We start from the raw sequence: 20,857 nt of genomic DNA, 5'->3' as shown, positions 1-20,857 counted from the left end.
TAATTATTGAAAAATTTTACTTTTATAACAGAGACAGTAATTGATAAGAAATATCAAAAGTAAAACTGTATTAAATAAAAACGTTTACTTTTTTAGCTTTTATGAGGCTGGCAATACAACTGGGCTAAAGGAATGTATTTCATATAATGGGATTTGTTAGGGATTAAAAAAACAGAATTTTTCTTTTGTAACTGTAAGAATTTTGTTATAATAGGTTCCGACGTTACAGTCAAATATATAAATAGAGGTGTTTGTATGGAATTAAATCTAAACATGATGCAAACAGTTGCATTGGCAGTGTGTATGTTTTATCTTGGAAGATGGCTGAAAACAAAAATTACTATTTTAGATAAGTTTTGTATTCCATCACCAGTAGTAGGGGGACTTATTTTTGCAATAGTACATTTAATTTTAAAAAGTTCCGGAATTGTATCTTTTAATTTAGACGTTACTTTAAAAAATCCCTTTATGATGGTATTCTTTGCAACTATTGGATTAGGGGCAAGCGTTTCACTAATTAAAAAAGGTGGAGTGGGAGTACTTTTATTTACTGCTATTGCAGTTGTATTAGTAGCACTACAAAATGGAGTGGGAATTGCTTTAGCAAAGGCAGTTGGAGCAGATCCGTTAATAGGTTTACTTTGTGGTTCTATTACTATGACTGGTGGTCATGGTACTGCTGGAGCTTGGGGACCTACTTTTGAAACTGATTTTGGACTTCCGGGAGCTTCTGCCATAGGAATGGCTGCAGCAACTTTTGGACTTGTAATGGGTTCTTTAATAGGTGGGCCTATAGGAAGATCATTAATTACGAGAAAGGGTTTAAAAAGTGCCGGAGATTCAGATGAATATGATTTAAGTGACATAGTAGGCGAAGAACAAGGTAAAATTACCTTTGATAAGTTTATGTTACACTTATCACTGCTTATTATATCTATAGGTATAGGTGCAATATTGGAATATGGTATAAAAACGGCAATTCCCGGATTAAATATTCCTTCTTATGTAATAGCTATGTTTATTGCTGCACTATTTAGAAATGTTGGGGAAGCTACAGGTAAGATACATATTGATAAAGAAACTACTGATTTAATAAGTGACGTAGCCCTTAACATATTTTTATCAATAGCACTTATTGAACTTAGACTTTGGGAATTAAAAGCAGTTGCAGGACCAATGCTTGTAATATTAATAGCTCAAACAGTAATGATGGGACTTTTTGCCTACTTTATTACCTTTAATGTTATGGGAAGAGATTTTGATGCAGCAGTTCTTTCAGCTGGACATTGCGGATTTGGAATGGGAGCTACTCCAAATGGAATTGCAAATATGCAATCAGTAGTAGAAGGTTTTGGACCGGCGCCTAGAGCTTTCTTTATACTACCTATAGTAGGTGCCTTCTTTATAGATATTTTAAATGTCTTTGTCATAACGCTATTTGTAAACTTCTTCTAAAGAATATTGCAATTTTAATTGAATATAATTGATATTTGAATATAATATTAATAGAGGCTAATAATAAATGGTTATTTAAATTAACCATTTATTATTTTTTTTCATAGATTTTACTAATTGACTATAGATCCTATAATTTAGGAGTGTGAGAAATTTGGATAATAGACCAATAGGAGTATTCGATAGCGGCGTTGGCGGACTATCTGTACTTAAAAAAGTAGTGGAAGTTTTACCTGAAGAGGAATATATTTACGTTGGAGATACTAAAAGATTGCCCTATGGTGAAAAAACTCCTGAAGAGATAAAGAAATATACAGCGGAGTGTGTGGAATATTTATATAATAGAAATGTAAAGGCTATAATTATAGCTTGTAACACTGCCAGTTCTTATGGTTTGGAATATGTAAAAGAGCTTTTTGATATTCCAATTGTGGGAGTAGTAGACCATGCGTCAATGGACGCCATAGAACTTACTAAAAATAAAAATATTGCTCTTTTAGCTACGGAAGCAACTGTAAACAGTGGAATTTACAATAGATATATAGATAAATTGGATCCGGAAGTTACCTTGCGCTCATTGGGAGCTCCTGATTTGGTAATTGCTATTGAGGAAAGTCATTTAGACGATGAGCATATTGAAAAGATAATTAAAGGATATTTAGATGAATTTAATAGTTTTGAATATGATACTTTGGTTTTAGCTTGTACACATTTTCCTTTGGCGAGAGATGCCTTTAAAAGAGTGATAAAAAGTTATAATTATGATAGAAAAATTCGTCTAGTGGATCCGGCTTTTACTACTGTTCAATCTCTTAAGGACATTTTAGCTGAAAAAAATCAGCTGGGAAATTTAAATACAAAGAAAGTGGAGTTCTTAATTACCGACGATGTAGATAAGTTTAAGAAAGTATTTAATAACACTTTCCCTAAAAATGGAGTAGTAACTTCTTTTGAGGAATTAAATATCTATTGAGACCAATAACTAAGGGTGAAATTATTTTCACTCTTTTTTAATTGTAAAAGGGACCGCAAGGGTCCCTTCATATTAAGATTAATTTAATACATATTGCTGTAATTTCCCAATTTTTTAGAAAGTATTTCAGCATGTTCTCTAATACTATCCTGAATAAAATCCACACCTGTCTCTTCAGCTCTATCTTGAGGAGCTACAATTCCCATAGAAGCTATAAATTCGTTTTTATAGTCAAATACAGGGGCTCCTATTCCCACGGCATTTTGAATGTATTCGGAAATGGAAACGGATATTTTGTTTTTTCTTATTTTTTCAAGATCCGACATTAATTTTACCTTGTCTATTTCAGTGTTTTCCAAATAGGGTTCTAAATCTCTTTGCATATAAGCTTCAATAAATTCCTTTGGTTGGTAAGCTAAGATGACTTTTCGAATTGCTCCCTTATGTAATGGTATTTCAATGCCGAAGTTTTCGACAATCTTCAATGGATGTGGTCCTTCGGACTTGCTTATTACTATTCCGTTATTACCGGATCTTATAATTAAGAAAGAATCTTCGCCGGTTTTTTCTGATAAATCTTTTAAAATAGGTGAAGCTTCATTTTGAATATTAATATTTGAAATAGCAGATAATCCAAGGGAAATCAATCCTGAACCAAGTTTATATAGATGAGTACGCTCATCCTTTGCAACGTAACCACAATTTATTAATGTATTTAATATTCTATGGGTAGTACTTGGAGGATATTCAATGGATTCTGATATTTCAGCTACACTGTACTCTCTATTTTGTTCTTTCATAAATTCCAGTATATTTGCAGCTTTTCTAATACTTTGTATCATATAAAAACTCCTTAATAAATTTTAAATTACTTAATCATTATAACATAAATTTACATAATTATACCACAAAGTGGAAGTAGATTTCAATTATTGAAAAGAATAGGGTCTATGTTTGGAAAAACCTATAAATTTAAGGTGGGTTATGATAAAATATTATAATTAGGAGTTGATTATAATTGACTAATAAGTCGAATGTAAATATTTTTTCTTTAATGATTAAATCTATACTTTTATCCATATTGGGAATTATATTTCCGGTTTTCTATATATTTATACCGGTTATTTTTATAGTGGAATCTGTATTTTCAGGGATAGTTAAAATATTTTCTGCCTTTTTGGGAATTTGTTTAATTTTGGGATTAATTTTATCGCCTCAAATAGGAATTATGTTTTTAATTTTATTCGGACCTTTTATATTAATATTTCATTATATGATTTCAAACAAGTATAGCGTGGAGTCTACTATAATGGTGACGGCAGTGGTATTTTTCCTATCTCTATTAGTGAGTTTCTACTGGGTTGGTTTTACACCGGAGTCTATAAATTCACCTGAGAGTATAGAAAACTTCATTGAATTTCAAAAAGCGGCGCTAAACTCTGCTGGAGATAGCATGGGAATAAGTGAAGTTGAGCTAACTCAAATTTACAATATGACAGTTCAGATGATTCCATCAGCGGTAATAATTATGTCTTTAGTTTTGGCGTATTTGACATACACTATGGCAAGTAGGTCAATAGCTAAAAGAGGAGGCTCTATAGTCCAACCATTTAAGTTCAGTTTTTTTAAAATTCCAAAGGGACTTCCACTTGCGTTATTATTGAGTATGGTTTTAATATATTTTTTCAAGGGAACTTTGGGAGATTATTCTTCCGTTCTTATAAGGAACCTAGTAGTGGTCTTTGGTTTTATTTTATTTGTACTTGGATTTAGCGTTGTGGTATTTTGGGTAAATAAGATGAAATTAGGTAGTATCCTTAAATTTCTAATATATGTAAGTGTCTTTTTAGTACCGGGATTTCAATTGGTTTTAATTGTTCTTGGAGTTTTGGATTATATATTTAATTTTAGAAAACTACTCAATTAAAGAGGTGGTTTATATGAAAAAAAACTATGATTTAGATGATTTGAAAATATATTTTGCAGTATCAGCTATAACTGTGCTGATTTTAATATATTTATCTCCAAAATTGGGAATTGTATTTTTAATCATCTATGCTTATGTATTTTATCTTTCCTTAAAAAGTTTGGAAAAGAGAAAAACGGAATCAATAAAGTATATTGAGGATATAAATACTGATTTTGATTCAGTTACTAAAAATGCAATATTTAATATGCCCTTTCCGTTGGTAATAACTGATGAGGAAGATAAAATAATTTGGTATAATACTTTATTTTTAAATATGTTTGAAAGTGAAAACATTATGAATGAAAGACTTTCTACGCTTCTTCCCATAGTTGAAACTACAGAAAGTGAAGAAGAGTTAATTGAAGTCTTTGAAGTTAACATAAATAAAAATAATTACAGAGTACATTCAAATGTAGTTGATGTGAGTAAAACTCAGTCAGACAGAAATAAGATGGTACTATATTACTTTATAGATAATAATAACTACAGAGAACTTTATAATAGGTATGTAGCGGAATATCCCATTGTTATAAAAATTGAAGTGGATAATTACGATGAGGCTATAGATTCCACTCCTTCCAATAACAGGCCTATTTTAAAAGCGGAAATAGATTCAATAATAAGTAACTACTTCAAGGACTATAACGCTCTTGTGAGAAAGTACTATGATGATATGTACTTAGTACTATTAAGTTTTAGCTCATTAAAGACCATTAAGGGAAAGAGATTTGACTTACTTGATGACTTAAGGGAATTGGACAAGGGAAATACCATTCCTTTAACTTTATCTATTGGAGTATCCTCCTTTGGTCTTAATTTTCAGGAAGCCTATACTGAAGCTGATACATCTTTGGACCTAGCTCTAGGTAGGGGTGGAGATCAGGCTGTAGTAAAGGTTAAGGATAGCTATGAGTTCTTTGGCGGAAAATCCAAGGCTGTTGAAAAGAGAAATAAGGTAAAGGCAAGAGTTTTGGGAATTGCCCTAAGGCAGTTAATAGACGGGGCATCAGATGTATTTATAATGGGCCATAAGAACGCCGATATGGATTCAATAGGTTCGGCAATAGGAGTTTTAAGAGCTGTTTTAAATAGAAATAAAAAGGGTTATATTGTATTAAATAAACCCAATCCATCTATTAATAATATAATAAACAGGATGAAAGAAGAGGAGCCTGAACTTTATAAGTTAGTCGTCAATAGAGATTATGCTCTTTCCAATATAACGCCTAAGTCTCTGTTAATAATGGTGGATAATAATAAACCTTCATTAACGGAGGAACCTGAGTTAATAGAGAAAACTCCGCAAATCGTAATAATAGATCACCATAGAAGAGGGACGGAATTTGTTGAAAATCCTGTATTAACATATATAGAACCCTATGCATCTTCCACGTCTGAGTTGGTGACGGAGATGCTTACCTATATGAACGACGATTTGAATCTAACTCATTTTGAGGCAGATGCTCTAATGAGCGGTATAGTTGTAGATACTAAAAATTTCACAGCGCAAACAGGCGTTAGGACCTTTGAGGCGGCTTCTACTTTACGACGAGCAGGAGCGGATATGGTTAAGGTGAAACAATTATTCCAAGATGATTTGGATACTATATTGGGCAAGGCTGAAGTAGTACACAATATGAAAATTGTATTTGACGATATTGCTATTTCAAGACTTGAAAAAAGTTCAGACAGTTCAGTTTTAATTTCCGCTCAATCGGCAGATGAATTGTTGGATATAAATGATATAAAGGCGAGTTTTGTAATGGCACCCTCTGATAATCAAACTCATATTTCAGCAAGAAGTAAGGGGAATTTTTCCGTGCAGCTGATAATGGAAAAAATCGGAGGCGGAGGTCATTTAAATATGGCTGCCGTAAAGTTGGATACTGTGAATTTAGATGAAGCGGAAGCGAAACTTATAGAAGCAATAGAAGAGTATTTAAAAGAAGGGGATAAGTAATGAAGGTAATTTTGTTAAAAGATGATAAAAATTTAGGAAAAGCCGGAGATTTAGTTGAGGCAAAAGACGGATATGCCAGAAATTTTTTAATACCTAGAAAAATAGCTATTGAAGCTACAAGTGAAAATATGGAAAAGTGGAAAGAGCAAAAGGCAATTGAAGCTGCTGAAGAGGAAGAGAGAAAGCAAAATGCCCTTGTACTAAAAAAGGAAATAGAAAAGGGAAAGATAACTCTTACTGCAAAGGCGGGAGAGGGAGGAAGACTTTTCGGCGCCATAACCTCAAAGGATATACAGGAAGGTATTAAGGAGCAACTTAAGCTGGACATAGATAAGAAAAAAATAGATTTAAAAGAAAATATTAAGACAAAGGGAATTACAAAGGTGGATATAAAACTTTATCCTGAAATAAATGCAATTTTAAAAGTTGTAGTGGAGGCAAAGTAGTATGGATTTAAGAATTCCTCCTCATAATCTTGATGCCGAGCAATCTGTGTTAGGGGCTATGCTCCTTTCAAAGGAAGCAATTACTACGGCAGTTGAGGTATTAAGAGGTGAAGATTTTTATTCACAGTCACATGGGGAAATTTATAATGGAATCCTTTCAATTTACAATCGCAATGAGCCTGCAGATATAGTTACAGTGACAGAGGAGCTAAAGAAAAGAACAACTTTGGAAGAGGTGGGCGGTCTTAGTTATATTGCCGGACTTGCCAGTTCTGTTGCTGCAATTTCAAATACAAAGTACTACTGTGACATAATTAAGGAGAAATCCACTCTTAGAAGATTGATAACTGCCAGCGATGAAATAGTTGCAAAATCCTATTCGCCTGAGGCGGAAGTAAATGCAATTATTGAAAGTGCGGAAAAAAACATCTTTGATATAACTCAGGATTCTCATAGGACCGGATTGGTGCCTGTAAAAGAAGTGTTGCTTGAATCCTTTGCTCAAATGGAAAAAAGATCGCAGGACCCAACCGGACTTACAGGTCTTACTACGGGGTTTGTGGATTTGGATTATAAATTGTCGGGGTTTCAAAAGTCGGATTTAATTTTATTGGCGGCAAGGCCTTCAATGGGTAAGACTGCTCTTATGGTTAACTTGGCAACGAATGCGGCACTAAAAAGTTCCGCATCTGTTGCTATGTTTTCTTTGGAGATGAGTAAACACCAGTTAGTACAGAGAATTATTGCCTCAATGGCTCATGTGGATTTACAAAAGGTTATAAGCGGAAATTTAAATGAAGATGAATGGATTAAAATTATAAATGTAATGCCTATAATTTCCGAGCTGCAAATTGAAATAGACGATACGGCAGGTATTTCTCCCTTGGAATTAAAGGCAAAGTGCAGAAGATTAAAATTGGAAAAGGGACTGGACCTAGTGGTTATAGACTACTTACAGCTTATGGAATTAGACGGTAGAGTTGAGTCAAGACAACAGGAAATTTCATCAATATCCAGATCTTTAAAGGCTATAGCAAAGGAATTGGAAGTTCCGGTAATTGCTCTTTCACAACTTTCACGTATGCCTGAAACCAGAACTGATCACAGGCCTATACTTTCAGACTTGCGTGAGTCGGGAGCAATAGAGCAAGACGCCGATATTGTTATGTTTTTGTATAGAGATGAATATTATACAAAAGAGGAAAGTGAAAAGCCGAATATAGGCGAGGTAATTATAGCAAAGCACAGAAACGGTCCCACAGGTACTGTGGAATTGGTCTTTAAAAAAGAATATACAAAATTTTTAAATATGGAAAGAGAATATTGATGAAGAAGATAGTAACTATAATTTTAACCCTATTGTTGCTAGTAGGATGTTCAAGGGGAACTTCTGAAAAGGTGGCAGAGGAATACTTAGAGAGCATAAAGTCCATGGACTTTGAAAGTGCAAAAACTTATATGGCAAATGAAAAGTCTTTTTTCAGCATTGAGAATTTTGGGGATTCTCTTTATGAAGGCTATGTGAGAGTGGGACTTTCAGATTTTGACGATGAATCAAAAGAAATTATAAAAAGTGCCGCAAGGAAGTATGTAGATGAAGCCGTAGTAAAATCAATGGACTTTGACTATGAGATTTTGGAAAAGTCCAATACAAGTGGCGGTATTGAAGTTGTTGTGAAATTAGATGTTTTAAATGGAGAGGATTTCAAATCTCACTTTAAGGAATTGGAAGAGATTGAAAGGGGCAGCTACGCTTTAAATTTGGAAAAGGCAGAGGCTTTAAGTAGGGGTTATGAAACTCTTATTAAGGAATTAAAAGATTATGAAAGTAGAGTTTCTAAGGAGTTTAAATTAAAACTTATAAAAGTTGATGGTACTTATAAAGTTGAAAACGGTGTTGAAATAATGGATGTGCTAATAGAACCTTTTACATCTTTTATAGGCATATTTTCAAATTAGGAGGTATAGATGGATTTTTTAAAGGCGATAATACTTGGGATAATAGAGGGTTTAACGGAATTTCTACCCGTTTCATCAACGGGACATTTAATACTGGCAAATGAATTTATATCCTTTAGCCCAAAGGCTTTTGACAATGCTTTTAACGTTATTATTCAACTGGGAGCAATACTTTCAGTGGTGGTTATTTATTTTAACGAGTTAAATCCCTTTGCCAAAAGTAAAGTGGAAGTAAACATTGGAGGAAATAATTGTGGAGCTTGTGGGGCAAGTGGTGCCGTAACTTTAAAGCGAAAATGGGATGGCAGAGATAAAAAAACTATGAGGCTGTTGGCAAAAATCATTATTGGAGTTTTACCTGCAGTGGTTTTGGGATTTTTATTTGACGACTTAATAGATAAGTATCTTTTTAATAAGGTTACTGTTTCCCTTGCTCTTGTGTTTTACGGAATTGTCATAATATTTATGGAAAACAGAAATAAGGGAAAGAGCTTTAAATATAATGATATTGATGAAATTCCCATTAAGACAGTCTTGTTAATAGGATTTTTTCAATGTCTGGCAATGGTACCGGGAACTTCAAGGTCAGCTGCAACTATAATTGGAGCTATGATATTGGGATGTTCCAGAACCACTGCGGCGGAATTTTCTTTTTTTCTAGCAATTCCAACGATGATAGGGGCTACAGGACTTAAGGTTATTAAAATGGGTTTTGGATTTACCTTAAATCAATGGTTGATAATACTGTTGGGAAGTGTGGTATCCTTTATAGTTGCCTATGTGGTTATAGTGAAATTTATGGACTACATAAAAAAACACGATTTTAAAGTTTTTGGAGTCTATAGAATAGTTTTGGGAATAGTGGTTTTAACTTCTTACTTTTTAATTAAGTAAAAAGAGCTTTTAAAGCAAGCATTTGTCATTGATTTAAAGATATTCCTGTGGTAGAATTTATAATGTTATAGATATGGAAAAAGTTTTAAGGGAGGAAATTATATGGAAACTGTTTTATCTGCAATAATAGCAATTACTGCAATAATACTAATTGTTACTGTAGTGTTAACTGAAAGTGACCAAGCGGGACTTGGGACTCTTAGCGGTGCAGAAACTGCTTGGGGAGAACACAAGGGCAGCAGTAAGAAAGATATTCAAAATAAGATTATTATAGTATCTTCAATAGTTTTTGCAGTTGCAATACTAGTATTGGCAGTATTTTAGGGAGGAATTATGGAAAAAATATTGATAATAGCTTCTGTAGTAGGAGTGTTGGCCCTACTATTTGCTGCATATAAGGCAAGTTTTGTCACAAAGCAAGAAGCTGGAAATGATAGAATGAAAGAAATAGCTTCCTACATTGAAGATGGTGCTATGGCATTTTTGTCAAGAGAGTATAAGGCGCTTGTAATATTTGTAATAGCGCTTACTATAGTACTGGCTATTGGCTTAAATGTAACTACGGCAATCTGTTTCGTAGTGGGAGCGATTTTTTCAGTTTTAGCCGGTTATGTGGGAATGAAAGTTGCTACAAAGGCAAATGTAAGAACAGCTAATGCCGCTATGGATTCAGGACTTGGAAAAGCACTTGATATTGCATTTTCCGGTGGAGCTGTAATGGGAATGGTAGTAGTAGGACTGGGAATTATTGGTATATCAATTTCTTATTACTTTATTGGAGATCCTACTATAATTACAGGCTTTTCATTGGGAGCATCTTCAATTGCACTTTTTGCAAGAGTTGGTGGCGGTATTTATACAAAGGCGGCAGACGTTGGAGCTGACCTTGTAGGTAAAGTAGAAGCGGGAATACCTGAGGACGATCCAAGAAACCCTGCAGTTATAGCTGATAACGTAGGAGATAACGTAGGTGATGTTGCAGGAATGGGAGCTGACTTATTTGAGTCCTATGTAGGAGCTTTACTTTCAGTAATTACACTGGGAGTTTCCGCTTATGGAGAAGATGGAGTATCTTACGGTATTGCCATAGCTGCAGTGGGAATTGTAGCTACAATTATAGCGGCTTTCTTTGTAAAGGGAGATAAGAATCCGCAAAAGGCTTTAAATAACGGTGAATATGTATCAGCACTTGTAACAGTAATAGTTGCAGGATTTTTATCAAATAAAATATTTGGAAGTTTTAAACCGTTTATTCCTGTAATAGTGGGAATAGCTGTAGGTTTAATAATATCTAAAATTACAGAGTACTATACTTCTGAACAATATAAACCGGTTCAAAGAATAGCTGCGGAATCAGAAACCGGTGCTTCAACCAATATTATTTCAGGTCTTTCTGTGGGTATGATGTCAACAGTTTGGCCAATAGTTGTAATTGCAATTGGAATTATAGTTGCTTACTTAGGAGCAGGCGGAAAAGTGGAAGCAATTGACGGACTTTACGGTATTGCACTGGCAGCAGTGGGTATGCTTTCAACTAGTGCTATGACTATAGCAGTAGATGCTTACGGTCCAATAGCGGACAACGCAGGGGGTATTGCTGAAATGTGTGAACTTCCTGAAGAAGTAAGAGAAATTACAGACTCTCTTGATGCAGTTGGTAATACTACAGCTGCAATAGGAAAGGGATTTGCAATAGGTTCTGCTGCACTTACAGCACTTGCACTTTTCGTATCCTATATTGAAGTTACAGGTCTTACCGGTATAGACGTTTCTAAGCCTGATGTAATTGCAGGAGCTTTTATTGGCGGTATGCTTCCATTTGCTTTCTCAGCACTTACAATGAGTGCAGTTGGTAAGGCTGCTTCAGCAATGATTGATGAAGTACGTCGTCAGTTTAGAGAAATTCCGGGAATTATGGAAGGAAAAGCTACTCCTGAGTATGCTAAGTGTGTTGATATTTCAACTTCAGCAGCACTTAGAGAAATGGTAGTACCTGGTTTAATAGCAGTAGTAGTTCCTGTACTTGTGGGACTTATACTTGGAGTGGAGGCTCTTGGCGGACTTCAAGCAGGAGCTTTAATAACAGGTGTTTTAATGGCTATATTTATGTCAAATGCCGGCGGTGCATGGGACAATGCTAAAAAGTATATTGAAGGTGGAGCTCACGGCGGTAAGGGTTCAGAAGCTCATAAGGCTGCTGTAACAGGAGATACTGTAGGAGATCCGTTTAAGGACACTTCTGGTCCATCACTAAATATATTAATAAAACTTATAACAGTTGTATCTTTAGTATTTGCTCCTTTATTCCTACAATACGGCGGGAACTTTTTCTAATTAAATATCTATTTATGTAAGTAAAAATGGTACCCATGGGGTACCATTTTTGATGTATTATAGATTATCATTTACTAGAGCTACAGCTTCAATTTCCAAAACTGCACCCTTAGGTAATTTAGAAACTTCAACTAAAGATCTTGCAGGTTTATGATCTCCGAAGAAGTCCGCATATGCTTTGTTTATTTCATCGAATTCCTCGATATTAGTTACAAATACATTTACTTTTGCAATGTCCTGTAGTTTTCCGCCGGCTGCTTCAACTATAGCAAGTACATTACTTAAGCTAGCTTCAGTAGCTTTTTTGGCATCTGTTTGAAGTTCGCCATCCTTCATAGGAAGTTGACCTGAAGTAAAGACTACTTTAGCTCCTTTTAATCCTTCTGTACCTTGAGAATAAGGTCCAATTGCTTCCGGAGCCTTATGTGTGTAAACAAATTCAACGCTCATTATTATCTCTCCTTTATATCTTTTAATTTATTATATCACTATAAAAGAGTATAGTACAACGGATAGGTAATATTTTAATCTGAAAAATTTAATTAAATCTTATAGTAATCTTAGAAATTTTCAACTAAATAATACATACTTTAATAAAATTTATGGCATAATAGTAAGGGATGAAAGGGTGAAATCATTGGGCTTATTAAATAAACTGTTTTTAAATAAAAAAAATAAAATAATCATAACCATGGATAGAGAACATGGAAGCGGAGGATTTGAAATAGCTAACTTAATAGGAAAAAAGTTAAATATTCCCGTATATGATGAAGATATAATAGAATTAAAAACCATGGAGGGTAAAGTAAATCCGGAAAATATAAAAAAAGACGATTCCTTTCTACAGGGAACAATCTACGATTTATATAGGGAGAACTATTCCTATTCTCAAGAGGACATTAGCAATATAGACGCTTCTTTTCTGGCTAATTCCAAAACTATTAGGGACTATGCCAAAGAGGGAAGTTGCATTTTGCTTGGAAAATGTTCAAATTACGTTTTAAGAGATTATGAAGATACCTTTGACGTATTTATAAATGCCGATGAGGAGTATAGGATTAAAAGGATTATGGAAATTCACAAGATTAGCAGGGAAAAAGCTATATCCTCTATAAATAAGTTAGATAGGAGAAGAAAAAACCACTATAATAAGTTTACAGATGGGAACTGGGGTTATTCGGGAGAATATGATTTATGTATAAATTCAGCCACTTTGGGAAATGAAATTATTGCAGATATTATAATTAAAGCGGTTCACAGTAAAAACTAGTATAGGACGTCAATTAACCACTATAAAATTGACGTCTTTTTACTGGAGATGGCTCTCTAAAAAAGTTCTAAGTTCAAAGGAAAAGTCACCGTTGTCCGAGGACTTTCGTTTTTTGTTTTTTGAATATATTTTCTGGTTTCTTAAAACCTTATTTACATGTCTAGTAGCTAAGTGGTATTCAATATTTAAATCATTTATGGATTTTCCGAAGAAATTCATAACATAAGCTCTTTTTGAAAGACAAAGGGCACTAAGACCTATATCCTGAGTTATTACAAGGTCAAAGGGCTCCAAATTATTTACAATGTATAAATCAGCTGCTTCTGGAGATATATCCACATCTACTATAGAGGGATAGTCGGATTGTATCTGCTGAGAAAAATTTTTAACTATTACTAATTTTAAATTCAGCCTCCTACATTCATCTATTACTATATGTGTAATAGGCGAAGCGTCGGCGTCTAAAAATACCTTCATATTATCACCAATTACATTATACTATATTTTAACTTTTATTTATATTACCTTAATTTAGTGATATAATAAGTGTTTAGGAGTGAGAAAATGGAACTTTCTTTTATAATAGGAGCAATATTAATTTGCCTATTAGTTATTATTTTTTTTAAATCTCTTTCAATTTTATTTAAAGTGATTTTAAACATTATAGGCGGCGCTATTGTGCTCTATTTATTTAATTTAATAGCAACGAAATTTGGACTTGCAATAGTCATAAATCCCTTAACCAGTTTTTTAGTTGGTTTCTTTGGAGTTCCAGGTGTTGTAGTATTGATTTTATTAAAACTTTTTATTTAGTGGGGTGCAATATTGAAGCATGTATATAGAATATTTATCTTTTTAAGTATACTGCTTTTATCGGGAGCAGTGGTTATGGCCTATTCTCTTAAGCCTAAATTCGGTAACAAGGGAATAAATCTCTTGGAAAATGAAACTGAGAAAACGGCTTTTGAAAATGACAAAAATAAAGACATTAATGTCTTTAGTGGAGATGAACCGCTTAATGTTCTGGTATTAGGCGTGGATAAGTCTGCGACAGTGGATATGACGGAAGAGCAAAATGGAATGAGAACGGACACCATTATGTTGTTTACCATAGATCCTAAAACAGACAGAGTGCAAATTTTATCAATTCCCAGAGATACATATATTAAAATACACGGCTATGGCGAAAATAAAGTAAATGCAGCATTTAATGAATATGTATATCCCAATGGCGGCTTGGAATTAACAGTTAAGACTATAGAGGACTTCCTAGATATAGAAATAAACCATTATGCAATTGTAGATTATAAAGCAGTGGTGGGAATAGTAGATACAGTGGGTGGAATAGATATTGAATGGGATCATCCCGACTATACCTATAGAGACGATTGGGTAGTACCTCCTCTTGTAATTAACTTAAAAAGGGGAATTAACCACTTAGATGGAGAGGGAGCAGTTTCTTATTTACGAACGAGAAAGGCATATGCCAATCAGGATATAGGAAGGATTTCCGCTCAACAGGATTTTTTAATGAAGATGTTTGACAAATTAAAAACACCTGCCACCATATTTAGACTTCCAAGTATATTGGATTTAATTGACAGATACGTTGAGACGGATTTAAACTATGGAGAAATTTCCTACTTGGCTCATTACGGATTAAAGCTTGAAAGGGAAAATATTTCTACGGCTACAGTTGAAGGTAGAGACGGCAGGGCCACCATTGGAAAAGATGATGTCAGCATCTATGTAGTTAGTAAGGACAGCGCAAGAAAGTTAATTACCGATTTTTTAGAAGGCAAAGCGGAATTGGAAACTGAAGAAGACTTAGAAGAATCTCACAGTGAAGATGATGTAAATAATATAACTAATGAAAATATAAAAGAAGCGGTATAAAAAATATAAATTTTTTAAAAATATTTGTAGTTTAAAAAATGACAAACTTTAAATTAATTTAGGGTTTGTCATTTTTGTATTTAAGTATTATATGAACAGGTAGCTAACAAAAATAAATAAGTTAAAAGACGAAAAGTGGATTAAAAATTTTATTATAATATTCTAACTTGCAGCTCAGTTAAAAATTCTTCGGGGATTGCTGTATAGCGATTATCTACTAAGTAGGTTTCATAGACTGTATTTTCTATTTTAAGATTGTTATCTCTGGCATATTTTTTTAAATTTTCTATATGGCTAGGCAGCTTATCATAATTACCTTTGTAGATGTAGGAAAGATAGTTGCCTTTATCTAGGTAATTTGTAGCTATGTTGGGTTCATTATGAAATATAAAAACACTGTCATACTTAACGGGAATTTCTCTATTAAAATCCTTTATGGAAAAACTTGCGCCTATTAAATTATCCTTAAAGGAACTGACTTTAAAGTCGCTTTTTCTCTGTAGCAGTATAATGGAAAAATCAAACTCCTCATCAAGAATTATTGAGGTTTTTAATTCTACAATGTGTCTTTTAGAAAATGATTTAATTGTGAATTTTTCGGTATCCATTGAAAAATATTCCCTTAGATTTTCAATTTGATTGTCAATTAATGATTTTTGAATTTGAAGTTTTTTAATTTCCTCTTTTAAAATATTGCTTTCTTCACTGAGTACGGAAAGGGTATTGGAAAAAGAAAGGTCTTCAATATAATTTTTAATTTGAGCAAGGGGAATGTTTAACTTTCTAAATTCGGCGATTATATTTAATTGATAAATTTCATTTAAACTATAAATTCTGTAGTTATTTTGATCTCTTTTTGGATTTAAAAGACCTATTTTTTCATAATAACGAAGTGAATCCGGGCCTATGTTAAATAATCTGGAAACTTCATTAATTTTAAATTGTTTTTTCATACTTCCTCCTTGACCTTAGTATCATACTAAGGTTTATTATATAAAACAAGGAGGCAATTATGCAATACAGAAAAATGGTGGAAAAGATAAAAAAGCTATTTCCGCCCTATAGAATTTTTATGATACTGATGGGTTCGGCCATTCTTTCCTTTGGACTTTACAACGTACATCAGCAATCAGATGTTACTGAAGGAGGAGTTCTGGGATTAAATTTACTAATAAATCACTGGTTTGGAATATCCATGTCCTATACTGCGCCGGTTTTAGATGCGGTGTGTTATCTGTTGGCGTTAAAATACTTGGGTAAAAATTTTTTAATAGTTTCGGCAGTTTCAACTTTAAGTTTTTCCGGATTTATTAAGTTTTGGGAATTATTTCCGCCTGTTTTTGCGGACTTGTCAAACTCTCCTCTTTTGGCTGCGATTTTAGGAGGAATCTTTGTGGGAGTGGGGGCAGGATTAATAGTAAGATCCGGAGGAAGTAGCGGCGGTGATGATGCTCTTGCCCTGGTAATTTTTCAAAGATTTGGAGGAAAGGTTTCCTGGGCCTATATGTTTACAGATTTTTCAGTGCTGCTTTTAAGTCTTAGTTATATTCCTTTTTCAAAAATAATATTTTCTCTAATTACAGTTACTGTATCTTCAAATGTAATAGAGTTAGTAGTAAATGTATTTAGAAGTGAAGAATCTGAAAAGTTAAAGGATAAAAAGAAATCACTAAAAGAAGTTCGGCACTCAAATATAGTTTAAAAAATAAAACCATAATTACTTTTAAAGCAATTATGGTTTTTTATTAGTTATTATTAGATTCAAGTCTAACTTTAGTTTCATATTCTTTTTCTTCAGGGGTTCTAAGTAAACCGAATTGAATAGTAATTACAGTTGCTGCTATTAAAGCGAACATATAGAAGGAATACTTTATAACCTCTATTGGAGAAACTCCTGATAATCCTGTTACTATTAACATACCTCCGTCATGAGGACAAAGGGCCAAAAAGGCACAGGCAAAAATGTCCAGTAAACTTGCAAGGCGTTTAGGTGCTATATGGTACTGTGCGCCTATTTCCTTGGCAATAGGTGCAGAAATTATAATTGCCAAAGTGTTGTTTACTAAGGATATGGAAAGCAGTCCTGATAAAAATGCGATTCCGTATTCAGCGCCCTTTCTATCCTTTATTCTGGAAGTAATGGCATTTATCAACCATTCGATTCCGCCATATTCCTTTATAATGCCAATTAAACCCGATATTAGGATTGCTATAATTGTAATGCTGAACATATCTGACATACCGTCGCCAATGGATTGAACATATTCAAAGAATCCAATGGAACCTGTGACAAGTCCTATTACTCCACACATAAGTATTCCGATAAATAAAACACCGGCTACGTTAAAGCCCATAAGTGCAGTTATTAATACTGCAAAGTACGGAATTATAAGTATGAACCGATATTCCAAATCTCCTTCTATAACTCCCGTTCCCCCTACTATTGCATAGAGAACAACAGCAACAACTGCAGCAGGAAGAGCTATTAGCAGGTTCATTCTGAACTTATCCTTCATTTCAGCGCCAACACCTTGAGTAGCTGAAATAGTGGTGTCAGAAATAATTGAAAGATTGTCGCCGAAATAAGCTCCTCCTATAACTGCTGAACATGCAATGGCTAAATTTAAGTTTCCCTTAGTAGCTACACCAATGGCAATTGGTGCCACTGCAGCTATTGTTCCCATGGAAGTTCCAATGGCAGTTGCAATAAAACTGGACAAAACAAATATTCCGGGGATGAGTAATGATGGTGGAATAAAGTGAAGTCCCATATTAACTATTGAATCCATTCCTCCCATGGCTTTTGCAGCACCTTGGAATCCTCCTGCTAAAAGATAAATCAAACCTATTAGCATAACTCCAGGGTTTCCTGCATTTTCAGAAAAACAATCTATTTTCTGATCTATTTTGACTTCCAAGTTCATAAGTAAGGCTACTGCAATACCTGCCAATAATGCCACATGTCTTGGAAATTGTGAAAAAGCATCTTCTTTTCCTTGGATAGTGAAAAATAATCCACTTCCTATGTACAATGCGAGAAAAACAAGTAAAGGTATAAAGGCTCTAGCACCATAGTTTTTATATTCTTTCTTAGTTTTCATATTTAACCTCCCTAGATAAATATAATAATTATAAATGGTATTATACACTATAAATTATTCTAACATTAAAAATACGAATAGTAAAGGCTCTTAATAATAAAGTTATTAAAGTATTGAATCTTTAATTATACTTATATAATCTTTGCAGTTAAATAGAGATAGATTAAATTAATAGGCGAAAGAAATATGAAAAATTTATTAATAGTTGAAGATGATAAGTTATTAAATAAGACTCTTAAATTTAATTTGGAATCTGTGGGAAATTGACGGAAATTTTGTAGATGAGCACACTTTGGTTACAATGACTAGCAGAGTAAGGAGAAGATAGAAGGGAAAAAGATAAAAAGTTAAGGCTTACTTCAAATTCAATTGCGATATAGAGCTTTAATTGAAATAGGAAGAACTATAACATTTTTATCTGAAGGGATATGTATATATTTTCAGTTAATAAATTTAGAGTTATATCTTACTGGGAATATAAGTACTCTTTTAGCCTTGTTTTAAGTTTTTTGTTTTAGTAGTTATAATTGTAAGTGCTACTTCATCTTATTCAATAAGAGCATATAAAAATAACCTTTAGTAGAAAGGTTAAAACACAATGATTAAACCGGCATAGACCGGTTTAATTTTATGTTTAAAGAGTTATTATATCATAACCTTCTTTAATGTAAGGAGCCATTGGCGGATGGCCTAACAAGTCAGCATTTATTGGAAGGTCGGTTTCATTTTTTACAAATTCTAAAACTCCCATTTGATGAGCACATGCCTGACAAACGGCATCGATTAATCCAAGTCCTACAACTTCCTTATAAAGTTTGTTGTCACTTTCAACCATGGTTTTTATAAGAGCCGTTGCCTTTCCCTCAATTACGATTTTAGTTTCAATGCCTTTTTTATGCATATCGATGGCATTAAATAGCAGGTGCATAAAACACATTTCTTCTCCCTGGAAAGCATAAAACACCACTTTTTTCATTCTATCACCCCTTTAATATACTTTATATAAATTTACCCTTTAACTTTGGGTAAATAACAATTGTAAGTAAATTAACAAAGGAGAAAAAATATGAAGTGGAAATGTATAGTTTGCGGATATATTTATGAGGGAGAACAACCGCCTGAATTCTGTCCTGTATGTGGAGTAGGTTCGGAAAAATTTATACTCCTTTAAAAGTAAAAAAATTTAAAAGGCAGTCTAATAGCTGCCTTTGATTTTTATAAATCTATAATTTTAAATTCATAATCTAATTTTTTGAGAAGTTTATATATAGCTTTTGTGGCGATAATTAAAGTCTTGGTATTATCGTTGGGATGAAAGGTGAGATTTTTACTATCTAACATATCCCTATCAAGACAGAGATTTATGTCATGAGTTGTATTGTTCATCAATCCAAATATGGATACCATACCAGGAGTTAAATCCATTTTTTCCTTTAGCTTTTCAGGCGAGGCAAACTTCATTCCCTTTTCACCTATAAGATCTCCAAGTTTTTTCATATCCAGTATTTTTTTATCGTCCATTATAACCAAGTAGTATTTATTTTTTTTACGATTGCATAAAAATAAGGTTTTAGTTGGAACAGCATCAATACCTTCAATGTACTTATCCGCCTCTTCAGTAGTATATACGGGAGGATGTTCTACGACGCTAAAGGATATATTTAAATTTTTAAGAAGGTTGTAGACTGGTTTATACTTTTCCATATAAATCTCCTCTTATTGAAAGATATTATTTTAAAGACATTAACAATGTAGTAATAAGGCCTAGAGAAAAGGTAATAATACATATAAATAAATTTCCAAAGATAGGTAAGCCCGGAAAAATTTCAATTACTGAACCGAGTATAAATCCTGAAATAATTAAATATGTTGGCTGAGGACGTTTGGTTATAAGTTTTTCCAAAGCTTTTGCAGTTAAAATTATCCCCGCTATAAACCCGATACCCAATGGAATTAGAAAGGGAAAATAAAATTCTGTTATGGCCTTAATAGTTTCATCATAAAGTCCTATTAACAAAAGCATATAGGAGATGCTTATTCCTGGAAGTACTAATGCTATTGCAACGATTACACCTGCTACAATTAAAATAAGAGAAGTTAAAAATCCCGGTTCCAAGGCTATGTCCCTAATGTTATTTACAGAAAGTGAGAAGAAATATATTATTCCAAGACCTACTAATATATAAAACAATACCTTTGGTGAAAGTTTTTCTATTTTAGACTGTTTAAATATTAAAGGAAGTCCTCCAATTGCAGCACCTATAAAAAGATAGTACATCGGCTGGGGATATTTATCCAATAGAGTTACTATTGAATTGGAAAATAAAAAAATCCCCATAAGTGCTCCCAGCGAGAAGAGAGATAGAAAAATAAAGCTTTCTCTTTTGTGCTTCATAAAGGAACTTACGGCAAGTATCAGCTTATCGTAAATACCTAAAATTATAGCCATTGAGCTGCCGCTGAGACCAGGGACCAGCATGGAGCTTCCCACTATTAGTCCTTTTAAAATTACAATTAAATTTGGATTCAAAAAATCACCTTTCCTAAAAGTCAAAGTTTTTTTGAAAGTTGACTTTATAAGAGTATACCTGATTTATAAT

Annotated in this window: 23 protein-coding genes; 15 read left to right on the top strand and 8 right to left on the bottom strand. The window is 33.3% G+C overall.

Annotation, left to right across the window (positions count from 1 at the left end; genetic code table 11):
- Positions 1–255: 255 nt before the first annotated feature.
- Both gltS and murI read left to right on the top strand, forming a co-directional pair.
- On the top strand, positions 256–1,455 hold the full coding sequence (gltS, locus tag EF514_RS09975) for a sodium/glutamate symporter (RefSeq protein WP_127725306.1): 1,200 nt from the start codon (positions 256–258) through the stop codon (positions 1,453–1,455).
- Between the two features lie 145 nt (positions 1,456–1,600).
- Positions 1,601–2,428, top strand: a complete 828-nt coding sequence (gene murI, locus EF514_RS09970) for a glutamate racemase (RefSeq protein ID WP_127725305.1) — start codon at positions 1,601–1,603, stop codon at positions 2,426–2,428.
- Between the two features lie 83 nt (positions 2,429–2,511).
- Here murI and EF514_RS09965 read toward each other — a convergent pair whose 3' ends face one another.
- Positions 2,512–3,270, bottom strand: a complete 759-nt coding sequence (locus tag EF514_RS09965; protein WP_127725304.1) for an IclR family transcriptional regulator — start codon at positions 3,268–3,270, stop codon at positions 2,512–2,514.
- 212 nt (positions 3,271–3,482) lie between these two features.
- Between EF514_RS09965 and EF514_RS09960 the strand changes: the two genes are divergently transcribed.
- The 8 genes from EF514_RS09960 to EF514_RS09925 all read left to right on the top strand — a co-directional run bounded on the left by EF514_RS09960 (position 3,483) and on the right by EF514_RS09925 (position 11,990).
- Positions 3,483–4,355, top strand: coding sequence for a DUF2232 domain-containing protein (locus EF514_RS09960; RefSeq protein ID WP_127725303.1), 873 nt, complete (start codon positions 3,483–3,485; stop codon positions 4,353–4,355).
- A 13-nt stretch (positions 4,356–4,368) separates the two neighbouring features.
- The gene (locus EF514_RS09955; RefSeq protein WP_127725302.1) at positions 4,369–6,357 is read left to right on the top strand and encodes a DHH family phosphoesterase; all 1,989 of its coding nucleotides are present in this window, start codon (positions 4,369–4,371) and stop codon (positions 6,355–6,357) included.
- Positions 6,357–6,803 carry a 50S ribosomal protein L9 gene (rplI, locus tag EF514_RS09950; protein ID WP_127725301.1) on the top strand — a complete coding sequence of 149 codons (447 nt, stop codon included), beginning with the start codon at positions 6,357–6,359 and terminating at the stop codon, positions 6,801–6,803. The genes EF514_RS09955 and rplI overlap by 1 nt, the downstream gene beginning before the upstream one ends.
- 1 nt (position 6,804) lies before the next feature.
- Complete coding sequence (gene dnaB / locus EF514_RS09945) at positions 6,805–8,130, top strand: replicative DNA helicase (protein WP_127725300.1); 1,326 nt, start codon at positions 6,805–6,807, stop codon at positions 8,128–8,130.
- Entirely contained in the window at positions 8,130–8,762 is a 633-nt protein-coding gene (locus tag EF514_RS09940; protein WP_127725299.1) for a hypothetical protein, read from the top strand. The genes dnaB and EF514_RS09940 overlap by 1 nt, the downstream gene beginning before the upstream one ends.
- A gap of 9 nt (positions 8,763–8,771) precedes the next feature.
- Positions 8,772–9,656, top strand: a complete 885-nt coding sequence (locus EF514_RS09935) for an undecaprenyl-diphosphate phosphatase (protein ID WP_127725298.1) — start codon at positions 8,772–8,774, stop codon at positions 9,654–9,656.
- A 102-nt stretch (positions 9,657–9,758) separates the two neighbouring features.
- On the top strand, positions 9,759–9,980 hold the full coding sequence (gene secG, locus EF514_RS09930; protein WP_127725297.1) for a preprotein translocase subunit SecG: 222 nt from the start codon (positions 9,759–9,761) through the stop codon (positions 9,978–9,980).
- A 9-nt stretch (positions 9,981–9,989) separates the two neighbouring features.
- On the top strand, positions 9,990–11,990 hold the full coding sequence (locus EF514_RS09925) for a sodium-translocating pyrophosphatase (protein WP_127725296.1): 2,001 nt from the start codon (positions 9,990–9,992) through the stop codon (positions 11,988–11,990).
- A 57-nt stretch (positions 11,991–12,047) separates the two neighbouring features.
- On the opposite strand, the gene EF514_RS09920 is transcribed toward EF514_RS09925, so the two are convergent.
- Positions 12,048–12,440, bottom strand: a complete 393-nt coding sequence (locus EF514_RS09920; protein WP_127725295.1) for a RidA family protein — start codon at positions 12,438–12,440, stop codon at positions 12,048–12,050.
- A 187-nt stretch (positions 12,441–12,627) separates the two neighbouring features.
- Between EF514_RS09920 and EF514_RS09915 the strand changes: the two genes are divergently transcribed.
- Entirely contained in the window at positions 12,628–13,260 is a 633-nt protein-coding gene (locus tag EF514_RS09915) for a cytidylate kinase-like family protein (protein WP_127725294.1), read from the top strand.
- Positions 13,261–13,299: 39 nt separating this feature from the next.
- Here the strand turns inward: EF514_RS09915 and EF514_RS09910 are convergent, their stop codons facing one another.
- Positions 13,300–13,737: a DUF188 domain-containing protein gene (locus EF514_RS09910; RefSeq protein WP_127725293.1), complete on the bottom strand. Its 438-nt coding sequence runs from the start codon at positions 13,735–13,737 to the stop codon at positions 13,300–13,302.
- A gap of 87 nt (positions 13,738–13,824) precedes the next feature.
- Between EF514_RS09910 and EF514_RS09905 the strand changes: the two genes are divergently transcribed.
- Together EF514_RS09905 and EF514_RS09900 are read left to right on the top strand one after the other, a co-directional pair.
- Positions 13,825–14,073 (top strand): pro-sigmaK processing inhibitor BofA family protein, encoded by a 249-nt coding sequence (locus EF514_RS09905; RefSeq protein ID WP_127725292.1) that lies wholly within the window; start codon positions 13,825–13,827, stop codon positions 14,071–14,073.
- A 12-nt stretch (positions 14,074–14,085) separates the two neighbouring features.
- On the top strand, positions 14,086–15,156 hold the full coding sequence (locus tag EF514_RS09900) for an LCP family protein (RefSeq protein ID WP_127725291.1): 1,071 nt from the start codon (positions 14,086–14,088) through the stop codon (positions 15,154–15,156).
- Between the two features lie 152 nt (positions 15,157–15,308).
- Here EF514_RS09900 and EF514_RS09895 read toward each other — a convergent pair whose 3' ends face one another.
- A complete protein-coding gene (locus EF514_RS09895; RefSeq protein WP_127725290.1) occupies positions 15,309–16,109 on the bottom strand; it encodes a MerR family transcriptional regulator in 801 nt (266 codons plus the stop codon).
- A 59-nt stretch (positions 16,110–16,168) separates the two neighbouring features.
- Between EF514_RS09895 and EF514_RS09890 the strand changes: the two genes are divergently transcribed.
- The gene (locus EF514_RS09890) at positions 16,169–16,858 is read left to right on the top strand and encodes a YitT family protein (RefSeq protein WP_127725289.1); all 690 of its coding nucleotides are present in this window, start codon (positions 16,169–16,171) and stop codon (positions 16,856–16,858) included.
- 43 nt (positions 16,859–16,901) lie between these two features.
- Here the strand turns inward: EF514_RS09890 and EF514_RS09885 are convergent, their stop codons facing one another.
- Both EF514_RS09885 and EF514_RS09880 read right to left on the bottom strand, forming a co-directional pair.
- Positions 16,902–18,257, bottom strand: a complete 1,356-nt coding sequence (locus EF514_RS09885; RefSeq protein ID WP_127725288.1) for a Na+/H+ antiporter NhaC family protein — start codon at positions 18,255–18,257, stop codon at positions 16,902–16,904.
- A gap of 634 nt (positions 18,258–18,891) precedes the next feature.
- Positions 18,892–19,233: a cytoplasmic protein gene (locus EF514_RS09880; protein ID WP_127725287.1), complete on the bottom strand. Its 342-nt coding sequence runs from the start codon at positions 19,231–19,233 to the stop codon at positions 18,892–18,894.
- A gap of 90 nt (positions 19,234–19,323) precedes the next feature.
- Between EF514_RS09880 and EF514_RS11015 the strand changes: the two genes are divergently transcribed.
- Positions 19,324–19,428 (top strand): rubredoxin-like domain-containing protein, encoded by a 105-nt coding sequence (locus EF514_RS11015; RefSeq protein WP_127725286.1) that lies wholly within the window; start codon positions 19,324–19,326, stop codon positions 19,426–19,428.
- A 44-nt stretch (positions 19,429–19,472) separates the two neighbouring features.
- Here EF514_RS11015 and EF514_RS09870 read toward each other — a convergent pair whose 3' ends face one another.
- Complete coding sequence (locus tag EF514_RS09870; RefSeq protein ID WP_127725285.1) at positions 19,473–19,961, bottom strand: prolyl-tRNA synthetase associated domain-containing protein; 489 nt, start codon at positions 19,959–19,961, stop codon at positions 19,473–19,475.
- Between the two features lie 25 nt (positions 19,962–19,986).
- The gene (locus EF514_RS09865) at positions 19,987–20,787 is read right to left on the bottom strand and encodes a DUF368 domain-containing protein (protein WP_205666439.1); all 801 of its coding nucleotides are present in this window, start codon (positions 20,785–20,787) and stop codon (positions 19,987–19,989) included.
- Between the last annotated feature and the right edge of the window lie 70 nt (positions 20,788–20,857).

This window comes from Anaerosphaera multitolerans, from assembly GCF_004006535.1.
GTDB classification, from domain to species: domain Bacteria; phylum Bacillota; class Clostridia; order Tissierellales; family Peptoniphilaceae; genus Anaerosphaera; species Anaerosphaera multitolerans.
This window is presented reverse-complemented; position numbering and strand designations above follow the sequence as displayed.

What these genes read in the sequence shown, in the direction of transcription:
- EF514_RS09925 (WP_127725296.1), top strand. Translation starts at nt 9,990, where the DNA reads ATGGAAAAAATATTGATAATAGCTTCTGTAGTAGGAGTGTTGGCCCTA.
- EF514_RS09960 (WP_127725303.1), top strand. Translation starts at nt 3,483, where the DNA reads ATGATTAAATCTATACTTTTATCCATATTGGGAATTATATTTCCGGTT.
- EF514_RS09910 (WP_127725293.1), bottom strand. Translation starts at nt 13,737, where the DNA reads ATGAAGGTATTTTTAGACGCCGACGCTTCGCCTATTACACATATAGTA.
- EF514_RS11015 (WP_127725286.1), top strand. Translation starts at nt 19,324, where the DNA reads ATGAAGTGGAAATGTATAGTTTGCGGATATATTTATGAGGGAGAACAA.
- dnaB (WP_127725300.1), top strand. Translation starts at nt 6,805, where the DNA reads ATGGATTTAAGAATTCCTCCTCATAATCTTGATGCCGAGCAATCTGTG.
- EF514_RS09965 (WP_127725304.1), bottom strand. Translation starts at nt 3,270, where the DNA reads ATGATACAAAGTATTAGAAAAGCTGCAAATATACTGGAATTTATGAAA.
- secG (WP_127725297.1), top strand. Translation starts at nt 9,759, where the DNA reads ATGGAAACTGTTTTATCTGCAATAATAGCAATTACTGCAATAATACTA.
- EF514_RS09920 (WP_127725295.1), bottom strand. Translation starts at nt 12,440, where the DNA reads ATGAGCGTTGAATTTGTTTACACACATAAGGCTCCGGAAGCAATTGGA.
- EF514_RS09955 (WP_127725302.1), top strand. Translation starts at nt 4,369, where the DNA reads ATGAAAAAAAACTATGATTTAGATGATTTGAAAATATATTTTGCAGTA.
- EF514_RS09885 (WP_127725288.1), bottom strand. Translation starts at nt 18,257, where the DNA reads ATGAAAACTAAGAAAGAATATAAAAACTATGGTGCTAGAGCCTTTATA.
- EF514_RS09935 (WP_127725298.1), top strand. Translation starts at nt 8,772, where the DNA reads ATGGATTTTTTAAAGGCGATAATACTTGGGATAATAGAGGGTTTAACG.
- EF514_RS09890 (WP_127725289.1), top strand. Translation starts at nt 16,169, where the DNA reads ATGCAATACAGAAAAATGGTGGAAAAGATAAAAAAGCTATTTCCGCCC.
- EF514_RS09905 (WP_127725292.1), top strand. Translation starts at nt 13,825, where the DNA reads ATGGAACTTTCTTTTATAATAGGAGCAATATTAATTTGCCTATTAGTT.
- EF514_RS09895 (WP_127725290.1), bottom strand. Translation starts at nt 16,109, where the DNA reads ATGAAAAAACAATTTAAAATTAATGAAGTTTCCAGATTATTTAACATA.
- EF514_RS09940 (WP_127725299.1), top strand. Translation starts at nt 8,130, where the DNA reads ATGAAGAAGATAGTAACTATAATTTTAACCCTATTGTTGCTAGTAGGA.
- rplI (WP_127725301.1), top strand. Translation starts at nt 6,357, where the DNA reads ATGAAGGTAATTTTGTTAAAAGATGATAAAAATTTAGGAAAAGCCGGA.
- EF514_RS09880 (WP_127725287.1), bottom strand. Translation starts at nt 19,233, where the DNA reads ATGAAAAAAGTGGTGTTTTATGCTTTCCAGGGAGAAGAAATGTGTTTT.
- EF514_RS09870 (WP_127725285.1), bottom strand. Translation starts at nt 19,961, where the DNA reads ATGGAAAAGTATAAACCAGTCTACAACCTTCTTAAAAATTTAAATATA.
- gltS (WP_127725306.1), top strand. Translation starts at nt 256, where the DNA reads ATGGAATTAAATCTAAACATGATGCAAACAGTTGCATTGGCAGTGTGT.